General features: G+C 40.9%; 16 protein-coding genes. 7 read left to right on the top strand and 9 right to left on the bottom strand.

The features are described from left to right. Positions 1-350: hypothetical protein (locus LW728_RS20720; protein ID WP_287768005.1), on the top strand; the 350-nt coding region annotated here is incomplete at its 5' end. Here the strand turns inward: LW728_RS20720 and LW728_RS20715 are convergent. The 8 genes from LW728_RS20715 to LW728_RS20680 all read right to left on the bottom strand — a co-directional run bounded on the left by LW728_RS20715 (position 329) and on the right by LW728_RS20680 (position 5,906). Next, positions 329-748, bottom strand: a complete 420-nt coding sequence (locus LW728_RS20715; protein WP_004269015.1) for a PIN domain-containing protein — start codon at positions 746-748, stop codon at positions 329-331. The two genes, LW728_RS20720 and LW728_RS20715, sit on opposite strands and share 22 nt — an antisense overlap. Before the next feature lie 10 nt (positions 749-758). Next, entirely contained in the window at positions 759-1,013 is a 255-nt protein-coding gene (locus LW728_RS20710) for a hypothetical protein (protein WP_002782656.1), read from the bottom strand. 96 nt (positions 1,014-1,109) lie between these two features. Next, positions 1,110-1,349 (bottom strand): hypothetical protein, encoded by a 240-nt coding sequence (locus tag LW728_RS20705; RefSeq protein WP_004163133.1) that lies wholly within the window; start codon positions 1,347-1,349, stop codon positions 1,110-1,112. Between the two features lie 75 nt (positions 1,350-1,424). After that, a complete protein-coding gene (locus LW728_RS20700) occupies positions 1,425-3,371 on the bottom strand; it encodes a pentapeptide repeat-containing protein (protein ID WP_287768001.1) in 1,947 nt (648 codons plus the stop codon). Between the two features lie 5 nt (positions 3,372-3,376). Further along, the gene (locus LW728_RS20695; RefSeq protein ID WP_002732155.1) at positions 3,377-3,661 is read right to left on the bottom strand and encodes a DUF2103 domain-containing protein; all 285 of its coding nucleotides are present in this window, start codon (positions 3,659-3,661) and stop codon (positions 3,377-3,379) included. Positions 3,662-3,663: 2 nt separating this feature from the next. Beyond that, on the bottom strand, positions 3,664-3,957 hold the full coding sequence (gene clpS, locus LW728_RS20690; RefSeq protein ID WP_002758084.1) for an ATP-dependent Clp protease adapter ClpS: 294 nt from the start codon (positions 3,955-3,957) through the stop codon (positions 3,664-3,666). Positions 3,958-4,012: 55 nt separating this feature from the next. Beyond that, on the bottom strand, positions 4,013-5,146 hold the full coding sequence (locus tag LW728_RS20685; protein ID WP_002775633.1) for a glycosyltransferase family 4 protein: 1,134 nt from the start codon (positions 5,144-5,146) through the stop codon (positions 4,013-4,015). Positions 5,147-5,243: 97 nt separating this feature from the next. Beyond that, the gene (locus tag LW728_RS20680) at positions 5,244-5,906 is read right to left on the bottom strand and encodes a 4'-phosphopantetheinyl transferase family protein (RefSeq protein WP_287767997.1); all 663 of its coding nucleotides are present in this window, start codon (positions 5,904-5,906) and stop codon (positions 5,244-5,246) included. A gap of 110 nt (positions 5,907-6,016) precedes the next feature. Here LW728_RS20680 and LW728_RS20675 point away from each other — a divergent pair, with 110 nt between their 5' ends. The 5 genes from LW728_RS20675 (at position 6,017) to LW728_RS20655 (ending at position 11,998) form a co-directional block, all read left to right on the top strand. After that, entirely contained in the window at positions 6,017-6,958 is a 942-nt protein-coding gene (locus LW728_RS20675; RefSeq protein WP_287665206.1) for a serine hydrolase, read from the top strand. A gap of 617 nt (positions 6,959-7,575) precedes the next feature. After that, on the top strand, positions 7,576-8,925 hold the full coding sequence (locus LW728_RS20670) for an AAA family ATPase (protein WP_287670260.1): 1,350 nt from the start codon (positions 7,576-7,578) through the stop codon (positions 8,923-8,925). Next, complete coding sequence (locus tag LW728_RS20665) at positions 8,926-9,621, top strand: ParB N-terminal domain-containing protein (RefSeq protein WP_287767995.1); 696 nt, start codon at positions 8,926-8,928, stop codon at positions 9,619-9,621. Positions 9,622-9,751: 130 nt separating this feature from the next. Beyond that, positions 9,752-10,444, top strand: a complete 693-nt coding sequence (locus LW728_RS20660; protein ID WP_287767993.1) for a Uma2 family endonuclease — start codon at positions 9,752-9,754, stop codon at positions 10,442-10,444. 129 nt (positions 10,445-10,573) lie between these two features. After that, complete coding sequence (locus LW728_RS20655; protein WP_287767991.1) at positions 10,574-11,998, top strand: FAD-binding domain-containing protein; 1,425 nt, start codon at positions 10,574-10,576, stop codon at positions 11,996-11,998. A 21-nt stretch (positions 11,999-12,019) separates the two neighbouring features. Here LW728_RS20655 and LW728_RS20650 read toward each other — a convergent pair whose 3' ends face one another. Then, positions 12,020-14,665 (bottom strand): efflux RND transporter permease subunit, encoded by a 2,646-nt coding sequence (locus tag LW728_RS20650; protein WP_287767988.1) that lies wholly within the window; start codon positions 14,663-14,665, stop codon positions 12,020-12,022. 883 nt (positions 14,666-15,548) lie between these two features. On the opposite strand from LW728_RS20650, the gene LW728_RS20645 reads away from it, so the two are divergent. Beyond that, positions 15,549-15,926, top strand: a 378-nt coding sequence (locus LW728_RS20645) for an Rpn family recombination-promoting nuclease/putative transposase (RefSeq protein ID WP_287767985.1), incomplete at its 3' end; no start/stop codon positions are given.

The raw sequence follows: 15,926 nt of genomic DNA, 5'->3' as shown, positions 1-15,926 counted from the left end.
TCTACCTTTTCACCGATAGGTTATTGTCCGAATGCTTCGCCCCTACAGGACGCGGGCCGATGAAGACGCAAGGTTTTGAACGACGATTCTCTCAAAATCTTGCACCTGTTTCGCAAGAAAAGCCCCAAAACCTTTACTTTGCCTACATTTCAAATTTATTCAGCAAACCCTATCTAGCCGGTCTGAGATTAACCCTAGCCAAACTCATCCAACGCTCGCAAAGTTGGGAAGCGCACCTAGCCCAGGGAGATACCCACCGACTACGGCGGGATATCTTCGATTCTTACGAATTCACCAGAATATCGGATATTGTTGTGATCGCCGTCGTTCACTCACCGAAATACAGGTGAACCCGATTGCTCGTCCAGGTTGCCACCCCCGTGCCGAAAAAATCCGCGTCTTCCGTCCAGATCGGGCATTCCAGCAATAAAGCCAGCGCCACGACTGGCCAATCGTCCACATCCCGCGCGGCGATGCGTTTTCTAGCCTCCCCCTCGTAAGAAGCGTACAGGCTGTTATCCACGATCCGCACCCAACCGGTCAAACCTTCCAAGACTGCCATCGCGTCCTCGCTCCCTAGGTCGCGTTTCTCGAAAAGAATCGGTAAATATCGCCTTGCGTCGGCGTAACAGCGATCGGTCGTAAAAAAATCTACCGTGGGAGCGAACCGAGCGATCATCTCCCGTACCTTTTTCCCCAACACGGCACGGATGAGAATATTGGCATCCAGAACGATTCTTTTCGTCATAGCAGAAAGCCTAACGCTCGCCTTCCCGGAGTTGACGGAATTCGCGAACGAGCGCATCTTCAGAAAGTCCCTGTTCGCGTAAAAGCGCATCCAACCTCTCGGCGGCGCGTTTTAACCCGTCGATCTCCGCTTCCGATGGCTCCGGTCGTGCCGGTAAGAAATAACCCACCGTCTGACCCTGGCAAGTGACGGCGATGGGAGTAGTAGAACTCAAATATTTGGCGAGATGATCCCGGAATTCTCCCATTCCGATTTTTTCTAGCATAGACTATTGCTTTTCGCGCTTGTGTACTGTTGTGTAGATAATTTTAGCAGAAAAATCTTAGGTTGGGGACGTGCTAACTCGCTGATAATGTTAGTATCACACAGGAATGTCATTTAAGCTTTCTGCAAATGGATTAGAACGATCTTGGCGAGGAGGAACTTCTATAGTATAGTTTTCTTCAGCACAAATTTGTCGCAATTCTGCTAAAGCTTGGGCTAGGTTATCAAAATCTGTTTGAGTTTCATGGGCAGCTAATTTCTTTTCTAAGAGCAATCTTTCTTCTTCAGAAAGGGATTGTATAATTTGGACGAGAGATTCAATCAATTTGGCATTCATGGTTTTTTCCTCTTTCCACTCATATTTCTGTTACCCAAAACGAAAAGATAACTGCTGTATTCAAATTTTTACAGTTTATTTTAAATAAATCAAGAGATTTAACCCCGGAATCGTGCGCGAGAGAGTCCAGATAAGGAGAGTGATATAAAAGATGCCGATACCCCATTGATACCAAACTAAAAAGGAAATGATAGCGGGTAATTCTCGATCGCGAACTCGCCAATCGTTAAAGCCTAATTTTAGCAAATTATTGAGACTTAAATCGTAATAATTTAACCAATTCCAACGCTTTTGCCAAGGAATAGGAGTATAACGATCGCGAAAGAGGGGGAATTCGGGAACCACGGGTAAACGGGTGATTAATAAGCGTAATTGTCGCATACTACCATCTTGCAGAAAATAGGAACTATCCATTAAATCGTGATAGCGTCCCCGACGATAAAGTTCGATAATTAAAATTAGGGGTAAGGGGACAAGAATTAGGGCAATAGCTGTTAAAGTTAGTAGGGGACGACTGGCAGATTGCAGGATATTAAACACACCAGAAAGGGTGAGAATAATATAGCTAGTTACCATACAAAAGATTTCATAACCATTAGGAATTACTGGTTTAGGAGTGAGACGACGCACGCGATCGATTAACCAAAATAAACAGCCAAAATAGGCAAAAATTATGATTCCTGTCCCAAAAACTAAACTAAAATTCGTACCATCTTGACTTAAAAGTAATAGTAAAGTAAGGAAAGAAGTATGCAGAAAATCAGCTACCCAAGTGAGGTTAATTAGGCGAATAACTGAGATATTATTTAGTTTTTGTTTTAACTGTTGTAATCGCAATTTTTCGGTTTTGTATTCAATTTGATTGGCATCGGCAATTTGTTCTAGGGAGCGAAAATTACGAACTAAATTTCTTAAAACTGTCTCATTTCCTGCTAGGTTTGGTAAATAAATTGCTTGACCAATTACTCCTCTATCTCCCAGTATTTTCGCTTTATCGGAATCAAAAGCTAATCCTGATACACTTAAATAACTATTTTTAGTAAAAGTGGAATTACTAAAATCTACCTGATCTAAAAGTTTCACATCTTGAAAACTAACCACACCATTAAAATAACTAGACCGGAAAGCGCCTGATTTTTCAAAAGTGGCATTTCTAAAGGTTAATAAACTTAAAAATCTACTCTTAGAAAATAGCGGACGATCTCGCCATTGACTTTGGGAAAAATTAGCTTCTTTTTCCCAGAAAGTACGGGTAAAATCTGCGAGTTTATCGTATTTAGTTTGATCAAAATAAGCTTCGGCAGTAAAATGACTGCGATGGAAGTTAGTAATACTTTTAAAATGTGCGCTGCGAAAGATGGCTTTATTTAAAAATTGACTTTGACTAAAATTTACATCTCCCATAAAATTGGCTTTGGTAAATTTTGCCACCCTAGCAAAACGCGATTCTACCCAATTACTTTCACGACTAAATTTTGCTGCCATTGCTTCGACAATTTGCAGAAAAAAAGTCTTAGAAAAGTCCACTTCTCCCATAAATACGGTTCCCTGCAACTTCACCGGTCCGCGAAATACTGTGACATTAAAAACTGGTTCATCACTATCGAATAAGAAATTTTCGTCCTGTTGTAATAACTGTTCTTCCGTGGGGGATAATAGAGTAGCGAGAGCCACTTTTGTTAAAGGAGTCGGTAAACCCAGACGGGAAGCGATAAAATTGCCTTGAATTAAGGAATTACTAAAATCTAAACCTAGGGGTTGTTTAGCGCGATTAATTTGACCTTGAATCTGTTGATAAAATTGTTCTTGCAGTTCCTTATTTTCATCCCGGATATCGATAACTAAATTGGCTAAATCGATAGTAGTCATCCCTTCTTTAAGGACGGGTGCGCTTAAACGTTCCTGCAATAAAGTTACTGTTAAGGGAACCCTATCCACTACTGCCAAACTAGGGAGAGAATGTAAACAGAAAAACAGAAGAACAATGATTAGTAACCAGCAGCTTTTCAACAACGCACCCACGACAGTTATTTTCCTAAACAAGCTTGGATAGCCATTTCTAAATCCTCTTGGTTTAAATCGGTAATAACAAAGACTTCCTGAACACTTTTTCCTGTCCTCGCAATCAGCTTAAAACCACCACGAATTGGCACTGATATCCGCAATTGTAACCGCGGACAATGACCTTTTGAGCGAGAAAGTACCCCGGGGGTGACAGTGGTGATTCCCTGATAAGTAATTAACTTTTCTAATACCGCAATCAACCCCGGAATATGAGTAGAATGATTCCAAACTAAGCGACCATTATTCATAATTATGCGGCCTCTAGGGGAGCCATGGTTAATCCTTCCCGTCGCAATTGTTGGTGATAAAGTTCCGCTTGTTCTTGGGGACCTGTCCAGACAATTGCCTGTCCTTGGTAGTGAACTTGATTAGTTAATTCCCAAGCTCGATCGGTAGTCATATCCGGGATATATTTAATTAAACAATTGGCCACATGATCGAAGGTGTTAAAGTCATCGTTGAGAACAATAACTTTATAGTTGGGATAAGTCTTTTTCACCCCTTGGGTGGACTTATCTAAGGTGGTACTGGGTGCGCTGGCCATAAAAGTTACAATAGGTCAAGGTTTTTGCGGTTAAATTCGAGCATTTTGACAACAATTAAGCGGCAAAAGCCACAGAATTATTATTCAAAACTTGGTGATAGTAATTTAATAACTGTTTGGTGGCCGCTTGCCATGCCCATTTTTCCGCTTCTAGACGCGCATTTCGTCGTAATTCCTCTCTTTCTGCCTTGGCGGTTAGTAATCTTTGGGTGGCACTAATTAAACCCTTTTCATCCCTAGGATCGAAGAGATGACCATTAACTCCATCGGTGACAATATCGGGAATTCCCCCCGAATTTGCCGCCACCACCGGACAACCGGCAGCCATGGATTCTAAGAGTACCAAACCGAGGGTTTCTGTGCGTGAGGGAAACAGAAAAGCATCTGCGGAAGCAAAAGCGGAGGCTAATTCTAACCCCTGTAAATAACCGACAAAATGGGTATTTGTGTCGGCAAAATGACTTGTTAAAGCTTCCCGATGGGGACCATCTCCCACAATGGCAAATCTTGCTTCGGGAATCGCTTCTAATACTGGTTTAATGCGATCGATTTCTTTTTCGGCCGACACTCGACCAACATATAATAAGAGAGGACTATCGGGGTTATTTTGGGATAATTTCAGTCTCATAGCTGGGGATTTTAAATGAGGTTGAAATAATTCCGTATCGACTCCCCTTTGCCAAAGCTCTACCTTTTCAATGCCACGACTAGATAATTCTTGCACCATAGCGGTGGAAGTGCAGAGATTTAAACTTGCTTGATTGTGGGCCAGTTTTAATAATTCCCAGAGTAATCCTTCTAGGGAACCTAATCCATAGTGTTGTAGGTATTGGGGGAGATGGGTATGATAGGAAGCGACGAGGGGAATGTTCATAGTTTTGGCAAAATAAATGCCTCCCACCCCTAAAACAGCCGGGTTAACCACATGAATAATATCAGGTTTAAACCTCTCTAAAGCTTGACCGACGGAAGGCCGGGGGAAAGCCATTTTTAATTCCGGATATAGGGGTAAGGGAATCCCTGTAACTCCATGAATTTTAGCACCTTTGTACTCCTTTAAACCGCCATCGGGAGAGAAAACTAATACCTGATGACCTAATCTTTGTAGGTGTTCTACGGTATGTTTAAGACGGGTGACAATGCCATCGATTTTCGGTAAGAAGGTTTCTGTAAAAAGAGCAATTCGCATAGAGAAAACAAGGTTAAGTAATAATTAAGGACAAGCTTTTTTTGAGATAGCTAGGAATAATTACTGAATTTCTCAAGGCAATTAACTCCCCAATTAATCATAGATCAGAAAGGCCAAAGGTTTTAATCACTCGATCGCTACCTTCGATAACCACCGTCGCTCGATAATTATCGCCGATTGCCGCTGTCCATAATTGCCATTCCCCCGCCACATTGTCTAATTTTAAGGGATTGAGGCCCACTTCCACTCGATCGAGTCCCCCGCTAATTCCCGTTCCCAGTGCCTTTAAATAAGCCTCTTTTGCCGTCCATAATTGAAAAAATAGCTTTTCCTTCTCTGGGGACTTTTCAACAACCTCATGTTCCCTAGCACAAAAAAACCTTTTTGTCAAGCTATCTAAATCTTTCATCTGGCGCATTTTCTCTAAATCTACCCCGATGCGAGCGGTTAAAGTCAAGCCACAGATGGCCATATCTTCGGAATGGGAGAGATTAAACTGCAATTGGTAGTTAATACTCGGTTTTCCCCGCTCACTGTAGATAAACTCGATTTTTTCGGGACTTATCGCCAAATATGACCCTAAAATCTCGCGTAAACACCCCCTCGCCACCAAAAAACGCCGCTTGTGTTCGGGAAAATGGTAACGATTAGCTCTAATTATTTCATCTTCCGAGAGCAAAGAAGCCAGTTTTTCTAGTCTATCCCCAGAGGGATCAAGACTGATAAAATAGAGATGAACCTCATCGGTAGATATAAACATTAAACTCAAAAGCGCTCAAATAATTAATTATCGGTAAATTTTACCGTAAAATGAGAATTGCCGATTCAAGAATTTATCCACCTTCTAACTCTTGACTTTGCAGCACACCTATGAACTTTTTTCATACTGAAGACCATCTCCAACAGTTCGGTACAGATATTTTAGAAACAACTTGGCGAGAATTTCCCCAATTAGCTCAAGAACAAATTGCCCTAACTTGGATAGTATATGATCCTCCCGTTGTCGTCAACACGGGGGGAGCAATTTCTCACGAAGAATTCTGGAAATATTCCCCCCGCGGATTTAGTTATCGCGGACAAGAAAGAACCTATCCCGCTAGTTTAGTGAAATTGTTTTATCTGGTAGCAATTCATGAGTGGTTAGAGGGGGGAATGATTGCCGAAAGCAGCGAATTAAATCGCGCCATTCGTGACATGATTGTTGACTCTAGTAATGATGCTGCCAGTTTAGTTGTAGATCTGGTTACGGGAACCACTAGCGGTCCAGAAATTGCCGCCAGTCCCTTTGAAACTTGGAAGCAACAACGCAACATAGTTAATCGTTATTTTCAATCCCTAAATTGGCCGGAATTAGCGACAATTAACGTTAATCAAAAAACTTGGTCTGACGGTCCCTATGGACGTGAACGCGCTTTTTTAGGGGAATTAATGGAGAATCGCAATATGTTAACTAGCAATGCAGTGGCGCGTTTAATTCATACTATTATCGGGGGGATTGCGGTTTCTTCCCAACGTTCCCAGATGATGATGTCTTTACTAAAACGAAGTCTTAATCCTGCTGATTGGACAAGTCAAGGAGATGATACACAAATCTTAGGATTTTTGGGGCAAGGATTACCGGAAAATAGTCAAATTTGGTCAAAAGCTGGTTGGACAAGTCAAGTACGTCACGATGCAGCCTATATTGAAATTCCCCATCATACTCCCTATCTCTTGGTGGTATTTACCGAGGGAAAAGATAACAGTCAAAACCGCTCAATTTTACCTTTTATTTCCCAGAAAGTAGCCGAGAAAATTATGCAGATCCATTAATTTAAGCTGTGGGTAGGATGGTTTTCTCTGCTTGGTGCATCTCAATTTTGGAGAAGTATCTATATCACATTTGGGATCATGCGATATTACATTTGGGCGCACACAATATTACATTTGGGCACACACAATATTACATTTGGGCGCACGCGATGCGCCCCTACTATTGGGGCGATAATGTTATTGTAGGGGCGAATTGCATTCGCCCTCTTTTAATAACTTCTGCTGCTCACCAATAGGTGAGAGATAGGGTTCTTTATTGCAGCTGAAATACTTGATTAAGTGATTTTTGTCAATTGTTTTTGATCTAGAGCGAACTAATCAATTAAATCTCTTGCCAGATAAGGATTTAGTCGATTTATGCCCCCCTATCGAACCATACCAAGTAACGAAGAGCCGGATTCTGTGCTTTACCTTGACGGGAAGGGCTGTCATCATTTAAACTAACAATAAGTTATTTTTAAGTAAGTAGTCGGACATAAATTCTGTTGTCTATCTTAAGAAATGTAAATTGCCGTAATTCTTACTTACTCCTGACTCCTATCTCCTGACTCCTGACTCCTGACTCCTTACCCCACAGTTAACTTTACTTTTGTCCAACTACTTATTTCCTCAAATGTGTGACTTTCAATCCTCATCATTGTCATAACGAAAGGGAAGTGGAGAGTAAACTAATTGTCCAGTATTTACTCCCAAAACTAGGCTACAATGCCGAACATTGGTATCAACAAGTTAGCTTCGGTAAAGTCCGCTTAGACTTCCTTGTTTCCGCTCAAAAACCTATCAATAAAAGGCAGTTTTTATCCTCTCACTGTCTAATTATCGAGGCTAAAAACCCCAGAGAAAAGCTCATCAATCATCGTCACCGCTTAGGTTATTATCTCAACTACTTTAAAGTGCAGTGGGGATTATTAACCAACGGTGATGAGATTCAACTTTATCGAAGAAAACCCGATAAAATTTATTTAGTTTTTAGATGTTCTGGGTTAGAAATTGCCTCTCACTTAGAACAGTTAAAATCTCTGATTGGCTACGAAACCTTATCCCTAGGCATTCCACCGCTTAATTCTCCAACAATCAACAACAAAAATCCCATGAAAACCATCGCAATTTATCATCATAAAGGTGGTGTTGGTAAAACCACCGTCGCTACCAATCTAGCGGCAGCTTTGAGTAAAAAAGGTAAGCGAGTTTTATTAATTGATATTGATGCTCAAGCTAATAGTACCTTTGCCGTTGGTTTAATTAAGTTTCAATTCGATGATGACGATGATTTAAAAGATAAAAATGTCTTTCATTTGCTAGATAACAGTAACCGTATTTTTATTGAGAATATTGTCAGAAAGTCTCAAGGATTCAATCATCCAGAAATTGATGTTATTCCCTCTCACATATCTTTAATTGCTAACCAAGCTAAAATTAAAGATAATGCGGCGGTATTTGCTAGATTGGCCAGAAAATTAGAGAAAGTAAAGGATCAATACGATATTGTAATTATTGATGCACCTCCCGCACTTGATTTATATGCACGCATTGCTTTAATTGCAGCTGACTATCTAATAATTCCTTCTGATCTTAAACCATTTTCTAATCAAGGATTAGATAGCGTTAAAAACTTTGTTCAAGAGGAAATCAATGAAAGTCGTGGAGATTTGGGTAAACCAACCCTACAAATTTTAGGCGTTTTACCTTCCAAAATTTCCACCCATGCTCAATACTTAAAATATAATTTTCCCAAACAAAAACAAGTGATTCCAGACAAATATAATTTACCTTTGATGGAATCGACTATCTCGGAAAGAATGCCTTTATCTCGCTGTATAAATCAATACGTTACCGTGGGAGATTTAGAAATTCCTGCCCCCCAATCTATAATCGATTATGCCGAACATCAAGCTGATGCGGGAGTATCAGCAGCAGAATTTGAAGCCTTAGCAATTGAAGTTTTAGCTAAAATAGGAGTTAAATAAATGTGGAAATTTTTACGAGTCGATATTACTGATATTAATCCTTCCCTTCCCAGAGAAACCTTCTCTGAAACTGAATTAGAGAATTTAGCCAATCTTATTATTGAAATGGGTGGAATTATTCGCCCTGCTATTCTCAAAAAAGCTGATAATAAAAAAGTTGATGAACGTTATAATATTATTAGTGGAGATTTAGAATATTATGCTTCTGTTATCGCCAATCAGAAAGTTCCTGACATCGAGATGATTAACGCTTTTGTAGTTGATAAAGAAGCGGAGAGTATCGCTTTACAGCAAATACAGTTATTATCTCCTTCTCCTGGGTTAATTACCAAGCCCGAAAAAATAGATAATCCTCTAGAATTGAGGATGAGTAATCTTGAAAAACGATTAGAAACCCAGTTACAAGCAATCCGAGAGGAGTACCAAAAAGAAATCAAAAGACTGGAAGAAAAAATTATTATTTCTCCTCCTTCTCCTCCTTCTCCTCCTTCTAAGTCGATTTTAGAGCTTTTGAATAGCTGTGATGCTAATCAACTTAAAAAAGTGGGAATTCCACCTGCATCTGTTAATGACTTTCTGAAAAAACGTTCAGAAAAGCCCTTTGATTCTTTGGAAGATGTCCTAAATCGCCCAGTGTCAGGAGTTAAAGAGAAAAGATTAATTAAACTTATCGATTATTTGCTGACTTCTAATTGATTTTTGTGGGTGTGTTGAGCTACTTTAACACACCCTACCGATGGGTGTTATAATAATGGAAGATCAGGAAAAAATTCCGATCCGATAGCGGGCAAAGATTAACTAGAAGACGGGTGAAAAGAGAAAACTTATGACAACTACCCCAGTAATAGCTGATTCTTTAACAATTCCTCCCCTAGAAAACGGCGATAAATTAACTCGATGGGAATTTGAACGACGTTATCAAGGGATGCCCCATCTCAAAAAAGCGGAATTAATTGAAGGAATTGTTTATATGGCATCTCCCTTGAGAATTACCCAACATGGTGAACCCCACGCACATATTATGTTATGGTTGGGTTTTTATAAAGCTTTTACCCCCTATCTGCAATTAGGGGATAATTGCACCGTGAGATTAGATATTGATAACGAACCCCAACCGGATGCCCTATTAAGAATTGACAAGGGAGGACAATCGACAATTAGTCAAGATGATTATGTAGAAGGAGCGCCGGAATTAATTGTCGAAATTGCCGCGTCTAGTGCTTCCTACGATGTTCATCAAAAATTAAATGTTTACCGTCGCAATCAAGTCCAAGAATATCTAGTCTGGCGGTTTTATGAACAAAAAATTGATTGGTTTCGGCTACAGGCAGGAGAATATATTAAACTAGAACCCGATAGTGAGGGCATAATGCGCTCCCAAATCTTCCCCGGTTTATGGCTAGATAAAAACGCTTTATTAATGGGCGACTTAGGAAAAGTTTTATTGATTTTGCAGCGGGGGTTAGAAACAGCAGAACATCGAGATTTTGTCAAGAAATTAACTGCCAATTACAGCTAGATTGTAAAATTAGACAATTATTCTTGATCCACTGTCCTATAATTACAGAAAGAGTATTTTTGACTTGAATTTGTTCTTAACTGTACCCCAATAATCTCGCCCCTGATAATCTTCTCATCACCTTACTTTATGTCAAATCTAATCCTTTTCTGGCATCGTCGCGATTTACGTCTCTCGGATAATATTGGACTGAGTAAAGCTAGGGAGCGCAGTCCGAAAATTATCGGGGTTTTCTGCCTCGATCCTGCTATTTTAGAGAGGGATGATATCGCCCCTGCTAGAGTTGCCTATCTCCTCGGTTGTCTGGAGGAATTAGAAAAAAATTATCGCCAAAAAGGTAGTCAATTACTGATTATTCGCGGCAACCCCAGTCAAACACTCGTCAACTTAGCCGGCAATTTATCGGCAAAAGCAGTTTTTTTTAACCTCGATATCGAACCCTACGCGCGTCAACGGGATCAACAGGTAATCGCCGCTTTACAAAAAAAAGGAATTAAAGTAGAAACCTTCTGGGATCAACTTCTCCATGCCCCCGGACAAGTCCTCACCCTCTCAAAAAGTCCCTACACCGTATATACTCCTTTTTGGAAAAATTGGAGCCAATTAGCCAAAGCCAGCCCCACAACCCTAGAAAACCTGCAAGGATTAGAGGAAAATGAGGGGGAGAAACTCGCAGAAACTATTAACTTACCAACCCTAGAAAATTTAGGTTTTACTTGGCAAAACCCCTTACCCCTCGCTCCCGGAGAAAAGGCCGCCCATAGCAGATTAGAAGAATTTTGTCAAGGGGTTATTAACAATTATCAAGAAGATCGTAACTTCCCCGCTTTCGATGGCACCTCGCGCTTGAGTGCCGCTTTAAAATTTGGGGCGATTGGCATCCGCACAATTTGGACCGCAACCCTAGAATTATTAGAAAATTGCCGCGCCGAGGAAGCAAAAGATAGTATTATCACTTGGCAGCAAGAGTTAGCTTGGCGGGAATTTTACCAGCATTGTCTCTATTTTTTCCCAGAATTGGCTGAGGGTGCTTATAGAAAAGAATTTCGTCATTTTCCTTGGCAGGATAACGAAGAACATTTTCAAGCTTGGTGCCAGGGAAAAACCGGCTATCCGATCGTTGACGCGGCCATGCGACAATTAAATGAAACGGGATGGATGCACAATCGTTGTCGCATGATCGTGGCGAGTTTCTTAACCAAAGATTTAATTATTAACTGGCAAAAAGGCGAAAAATACTTCATGCAGAAACTTTTTGATGGCGATTTAGCCGCTAATAATGGTGGTTGGCAGTGGAGTGCCTCTAGTGGCATGGATCCGAAACCTTTAAGAATTTTTAATCCCGCTAGTCAGACACAAAAATTCGATCCGGAAGGGGAATATATTCGTCAGTGGTTGCCGGAATTAGCTTCCGTAGATACGGAATATTTAGTAACCGGAAAAATCCCCCGTTTAGAAAGACATCGTTGTGGTTATCCTGAGCCAATTGTCGATCATAATCAACAACAAAAAGAATTCAAACGACTCTATAGTAATCAGAAGCCAAAACAATAACTAAAGCGACGGTAAAACTAGCTACTTTTGACCGGCTTTAATCTGGTTCCAAACATCCTCTAAACTTAGATATAACACAGGCACAACAATTAAACTCAACAGGGAAGAAGTGACTAAACCTCCCACAATTACCATCGCCATGGGTTGCCGCAATTCCGCACCAGTACCCAATCCCAAAGCGAGCGGAATCATGCCTAAAATTGTCGAACAAGTGGTCATTAAAATCGGTCTTAACCTAATCATTCCCGTTTCTAAAACCGCTTGCTCCCGACTCCAACCCTGTTGACGCAATTGGTTAGTATAATCCAGCAATAACACAGCGTTTTTATCCAGTAATCCCAAGAGGAAGATAAACCCGATCAAAGAAATTATACTAAACTCACTACCCGTTACCAATAACCCCAACATTGCCCCCACAATCGCTAAAGGTAAACATAAAGCGATGACGATAGTTTCTAACAGTCTTCTGAATAATAACCATAAAACTCCTAACATTAAAATTGTCGCTAGGATTAAAGTGCGACCAAAACTGCCCAAAACATCGCTACTTTGAGAAGAAGTACCCCAACGCTGTAAAGTTATCCCTTCCGGTAAAGGAATCCCTTCAATTTTAATCGCCGCATCTTCTAATCCTAAATCCGGACTGAGATTAGCACTGAGAAAAATCGCCTGTTGACTATTTAAACGCTCGATCGCCAAAAAATCCCCCCGCTCATTTAATCTAGATGATAGGGAAATATCCTTTAAACCGGCGATTTTAGCGGCCTCAACCCGCAATTTCTCGGCACTATCGCGCAATAGCTTGAAATCATCGCTTTTAATCGCAATTTGGATCGGCTTTTCCGCTTCCGTCTGCACAAAAGGAATGTCCTCGACACTGACATTCACCCCTCTAATTGTCGGTAAAATTTGCCGAATTCGCTGCTGCACGGCACTGGTGTGAGATTTACGATCGCCCTTCAGTTTAACGTGAATTTTGCCCCGATTCGGCTCACCGCGTAAACCGGCGATCATAAAAGTCGATTCCACTTCCCCATCCTGCAAAATCGGCGCTTCTAATTTGCTGCCATCGCGGATAGTGCGACGCAAAAGAAAACTTTCGGGAGAACTCGCTAACTGGGAAATCCAAGCGAAACTATCGCTAGAACTCTTAGCCGTCGGTTTATTAGGACTAATTTGTGTTATTTTCGGCAAAGGAGAAGTATAAACCAGATTAAACTCGCCGCGATCGAGTCGGGGAATAAATCCCCTAGAAATAAAAGGAATCAGGGCAATACCCGCCAAAAAGGTAATTAGGGCAATAGCAATGACCAGCAAACGATGACGTAATGACCAGTTTAAGAGCCTTCGATAGGTGTTCTCAATCGGTCGCTTTTGTTTCGTCATTTTTGCCTGTGACTGCGGTTTCAGCCAATATAATGCCAAAACTGGCGATAAGGTTCTGGCGATCAACAGAGAAAAAATCACCGCAGCCGAGACAGTTAAACCGAAGGGTTGGAAAAACTGTCCCACCGCACCCCCCATAAAAGCCACGGGTATAAACACGGCAACAATGGTTAAAGTGGAGGCGGTGACAGCTAATCCGATCTCCCTTGTCCCCTTGAGTGCCGCATTTTTCGGGGTTTCCCCCGCATCGATTAAACGGGAAATATTCTCCACATCAACGATCGCATCATCCACGACAATGCCGATCACCAAAGCGAGAGCCAGCAGCGTCAGGGTTTCCAGATTAAACCCATAGATGGCCATGATAATGAAAGTCCCCAAAAGAGATAGGGGGATAACCAGAGCAGAAATGACCGTAGCGGCGAAACTGCCTAAAAATATCAAGATCACCAGCACTGACAGCAAAACTGCCAAAAGTAAATCATCGATCGTGCCTTGTAGGGCAGCGCGAATATATTCCGCTTGGGTTTCAGCTAAAATTATCTTGACATCGGGCAGTTTTTGTGCTATGTCTTTAACCAGTTTTTCTGCTTCAGCAACGAGATCGAGACTATTAGCCGCACCTTGTTTGATTACCTGCACTGCGATCGCTTCTTGTCCGTTAAAGCGCACCAGCGTGGGCAATGGTCGGGTTAAGCTTTTATGGGGATTATCTTCCCTAACTGTACCTTGACCGAGTAAATTAACTTTAGCCGTACCAGGAAGAGCTTTTAAGGGCGGAATTAAATTATCTTGGGCGATTTGGCTTAATTCTTCTAGAGTTTTCTGCTCACTCACCAGCGTATATGTGACTGTTGCCGACTCATTTAAATCAACGGGGATAACTTCTGTGGTAGCTTGAGGGGGTAAAGGGACTTGCGAGATAGTCTGTTTAACTGCTGCGGTGGCCTTGTCTAAATTTGTGCCAATTTTAAAGAAAACGCTGATTACTGACTGTCCGGGTCCAGTAGTCGAGGAAACATCGCGACAACCGGGGAGAGAGAAAAGGGGATTTTCTAGGGGTTTAGTTAATTGCTGTTCCGTGGTGATAGCAGTAGCTAAATCCGCTTGAGCGTTAATTATTACGACTGGAAAGCTGATATCGGGGAAAAGAGCGTATTTTAGGGAACTAAAAGCCAAAATTCCCGCCACTGCCACCGCTAACCAGAAAGCAATGGTTAACCTCGGGGCATTAATCGCTATTCGAGAGATATTCAGACGTTCTCGCCACGATTCTTTCATGTTTGTTGAATAAGTGGGGTATGGGGTGTGGGGTGTAGGGTGTGGGGTGTGGGGTGTTTTCTCAGTGAACTGATAACTGATAACTGATAACTGACTCCTAACCCCATGGTAGATGTTGGATTTTTGCAGAAGTTCTATTTTCTGACAAAGATAAGCAAAAATTATTTATTGACTGTAAAAACTTGAGAATATTTAAATTAACATTTCGCAATATTTATAAATTCTTAAGAATTAATTGAGAAAGATTTTTATTTAACAACGACGTTATAATGGTTACAGCGATTTGATAGAATTTCATAATGGGTTATTTTGTGCTTTTTTGGGCAGCAATGGTTGAAACCCTTGCCACACCTAGAAGGTGATCCTAGTTAAAACGGGTAAATCAGTCATTTTCACCCACAACGATGATCTTTTTTTTGTGTAGTTTTATTGCAAAAAAAAAGTTTTTTTGACAAAAAGCACAAAGTATGATACGGGAGAAGGGAGCCTGGAATTATGAATTGGGGAGAGTGATTGCCTTTATTTAGAAAACGGGTTTCTTCGAGAAAATATTTAGAAAACGGGTTTCTTCGAGAAACCCGTTTTCTTGTAATAAATGTTAATTTTTGTGATAGCAACCTTGAAAAATTGGGGATTGTTGGCCTAAAACTGTTAGCAGTAAACCTTTGCAGTTAATGTCATGACTTCTACCCTGTTGCCGATTTTTCCTGCTGTTTACGATGTTTTGTTCGATTTAGCTCAATCTGATGGATTTTGTGCGAATTTGGCAATCGCTGTCGGTTAAGGGGGTGAGGTCATAACAATCCGTTGCCAAAACCGACTTTTCAGAATACAATACATAAGAGTAGTCATTCATCGCTCAGATTAGTTAAGATGATATTACATGACTAATAATATTGACCATGACCGCTTATTTAAGGAGTTAATCTCCACCTTTTTTGTCGAATTTATTGAGTTATTTTTTCCTCAATTGATAGATTATTTAGATAGGGAATCGATTACTTTTTTAGACAAAGAAGTATTTACCGATGTCACGGAAGGAGAAAGGTATGAAAGCGATTTAGTCGCACAGGTTAAGTTTCGAGGAAAAGAATCTTTTTTTCTGATTCATGTAGAGGCGCAGGAAAGTTCCCGCAAGTGGTTTAATCGGCGAATGTTTACTTATTTTGCTCGCTTTCATGAGAAATTTGTCTTACCGATTTATCCGATTGTAATTTTTTCTTATTCAAAGCCAAAAAGAGCAGCGATTAGTCAATATGTA

This window comes from Microcystis sp. 49638_E5 (assembly GCF_021300285.1).
Classification (GTDB): domain Bacteria; phylum Cyanobacteriota; class Cyanobacteriia; order Cyanobacteriales; family Microcystaceae; genus Microcystis; species Microcystis aeruginosa_C.
Note: the sequence above shows the minus strand (reverse complement) of the source record. Positions and strands in the feature narration are given on the sequence as shown.

Coding starts and splice junctions, on each gene's coding strand:
- LW728_RS20715 (WP_004269015.1), bottom strand. CDS start 748: ATGACGAAAAGAATCGTTCTGGATGCCAATATTCTCATCCGTGCCGTG.
- LW728_RS20710 (WP_002782656.1), bottom strand. CDS start 1,013: ATGCTAGAAAAAATCGGAATGGGAGAATTCCGGGATCATCTCGCCAAA.
- LW728_RS20705 (WP_004163133.1), bottom strand. CDS start 1,349: ATGAATGCCAAATTGATTGAATCTCTCGTCCAAATTATACAATCCCTT.
- LW728_RS20650 (WP_287767988.1), bottom strand. CDS start 14,665: ATGAAAGAATCGTGGCGAGAACGTCTGAATATCTCTCGAATAGCGATT.
- LW728_RS20660 (WP_287767993.1), top strand. CDS start 9,752: ATGACAACTACCCCAGTAATAGCTGATTCTTTAACAATTCCTCCCCTA.
- LW728_RS20685 (WP_002775633.1), bottom strand. CDS start 5,146: ATGCGAATTGCTCTTTTTACAGAAACCTTCTTACCGAAAATCGATGGC.
- LW728_RS20665 (WP_287767995.1), top strand. CDS start 8,926: ATGTGGAAATTTTTACGAGTCGATATTACTGATATTAATCCTTCCCTT.
- clpS (WP_002758084.1), bottom strand. CDS start 3,957: ATGGCCAGCGCACCCAGTACCACCTTAGATAAGTCCACCCAAGGGGTG.
- LW728_RS20675 (WP_287665206.1), top strand. CDS start 6,017: ATGAACTTTTTTCATACTGAAGACCATCTCCAACAGTTCGGTACAGAT.
- LW728_RS20655 (WP_287767991.1), top strand. CDS start 10,574: ATGTCAAATCTAATCCTTTTCTGGCATCGTCGCGATTTACGTCTCTCG.
- LW728_RS20680 (WP_287767997.1), bottom strand. CDS start 5,906: ATGTTTATATCTACCGATGAGGTTCATCTCTATTTTATCAGTCTTGAT.
- LW728_RS20695 (WP_002732155.1), bottom strand. CDS start 3,661: ATGAATAATGGTCGCTTAGTTTGGAATCATTCTACTCATATTCCGGGG.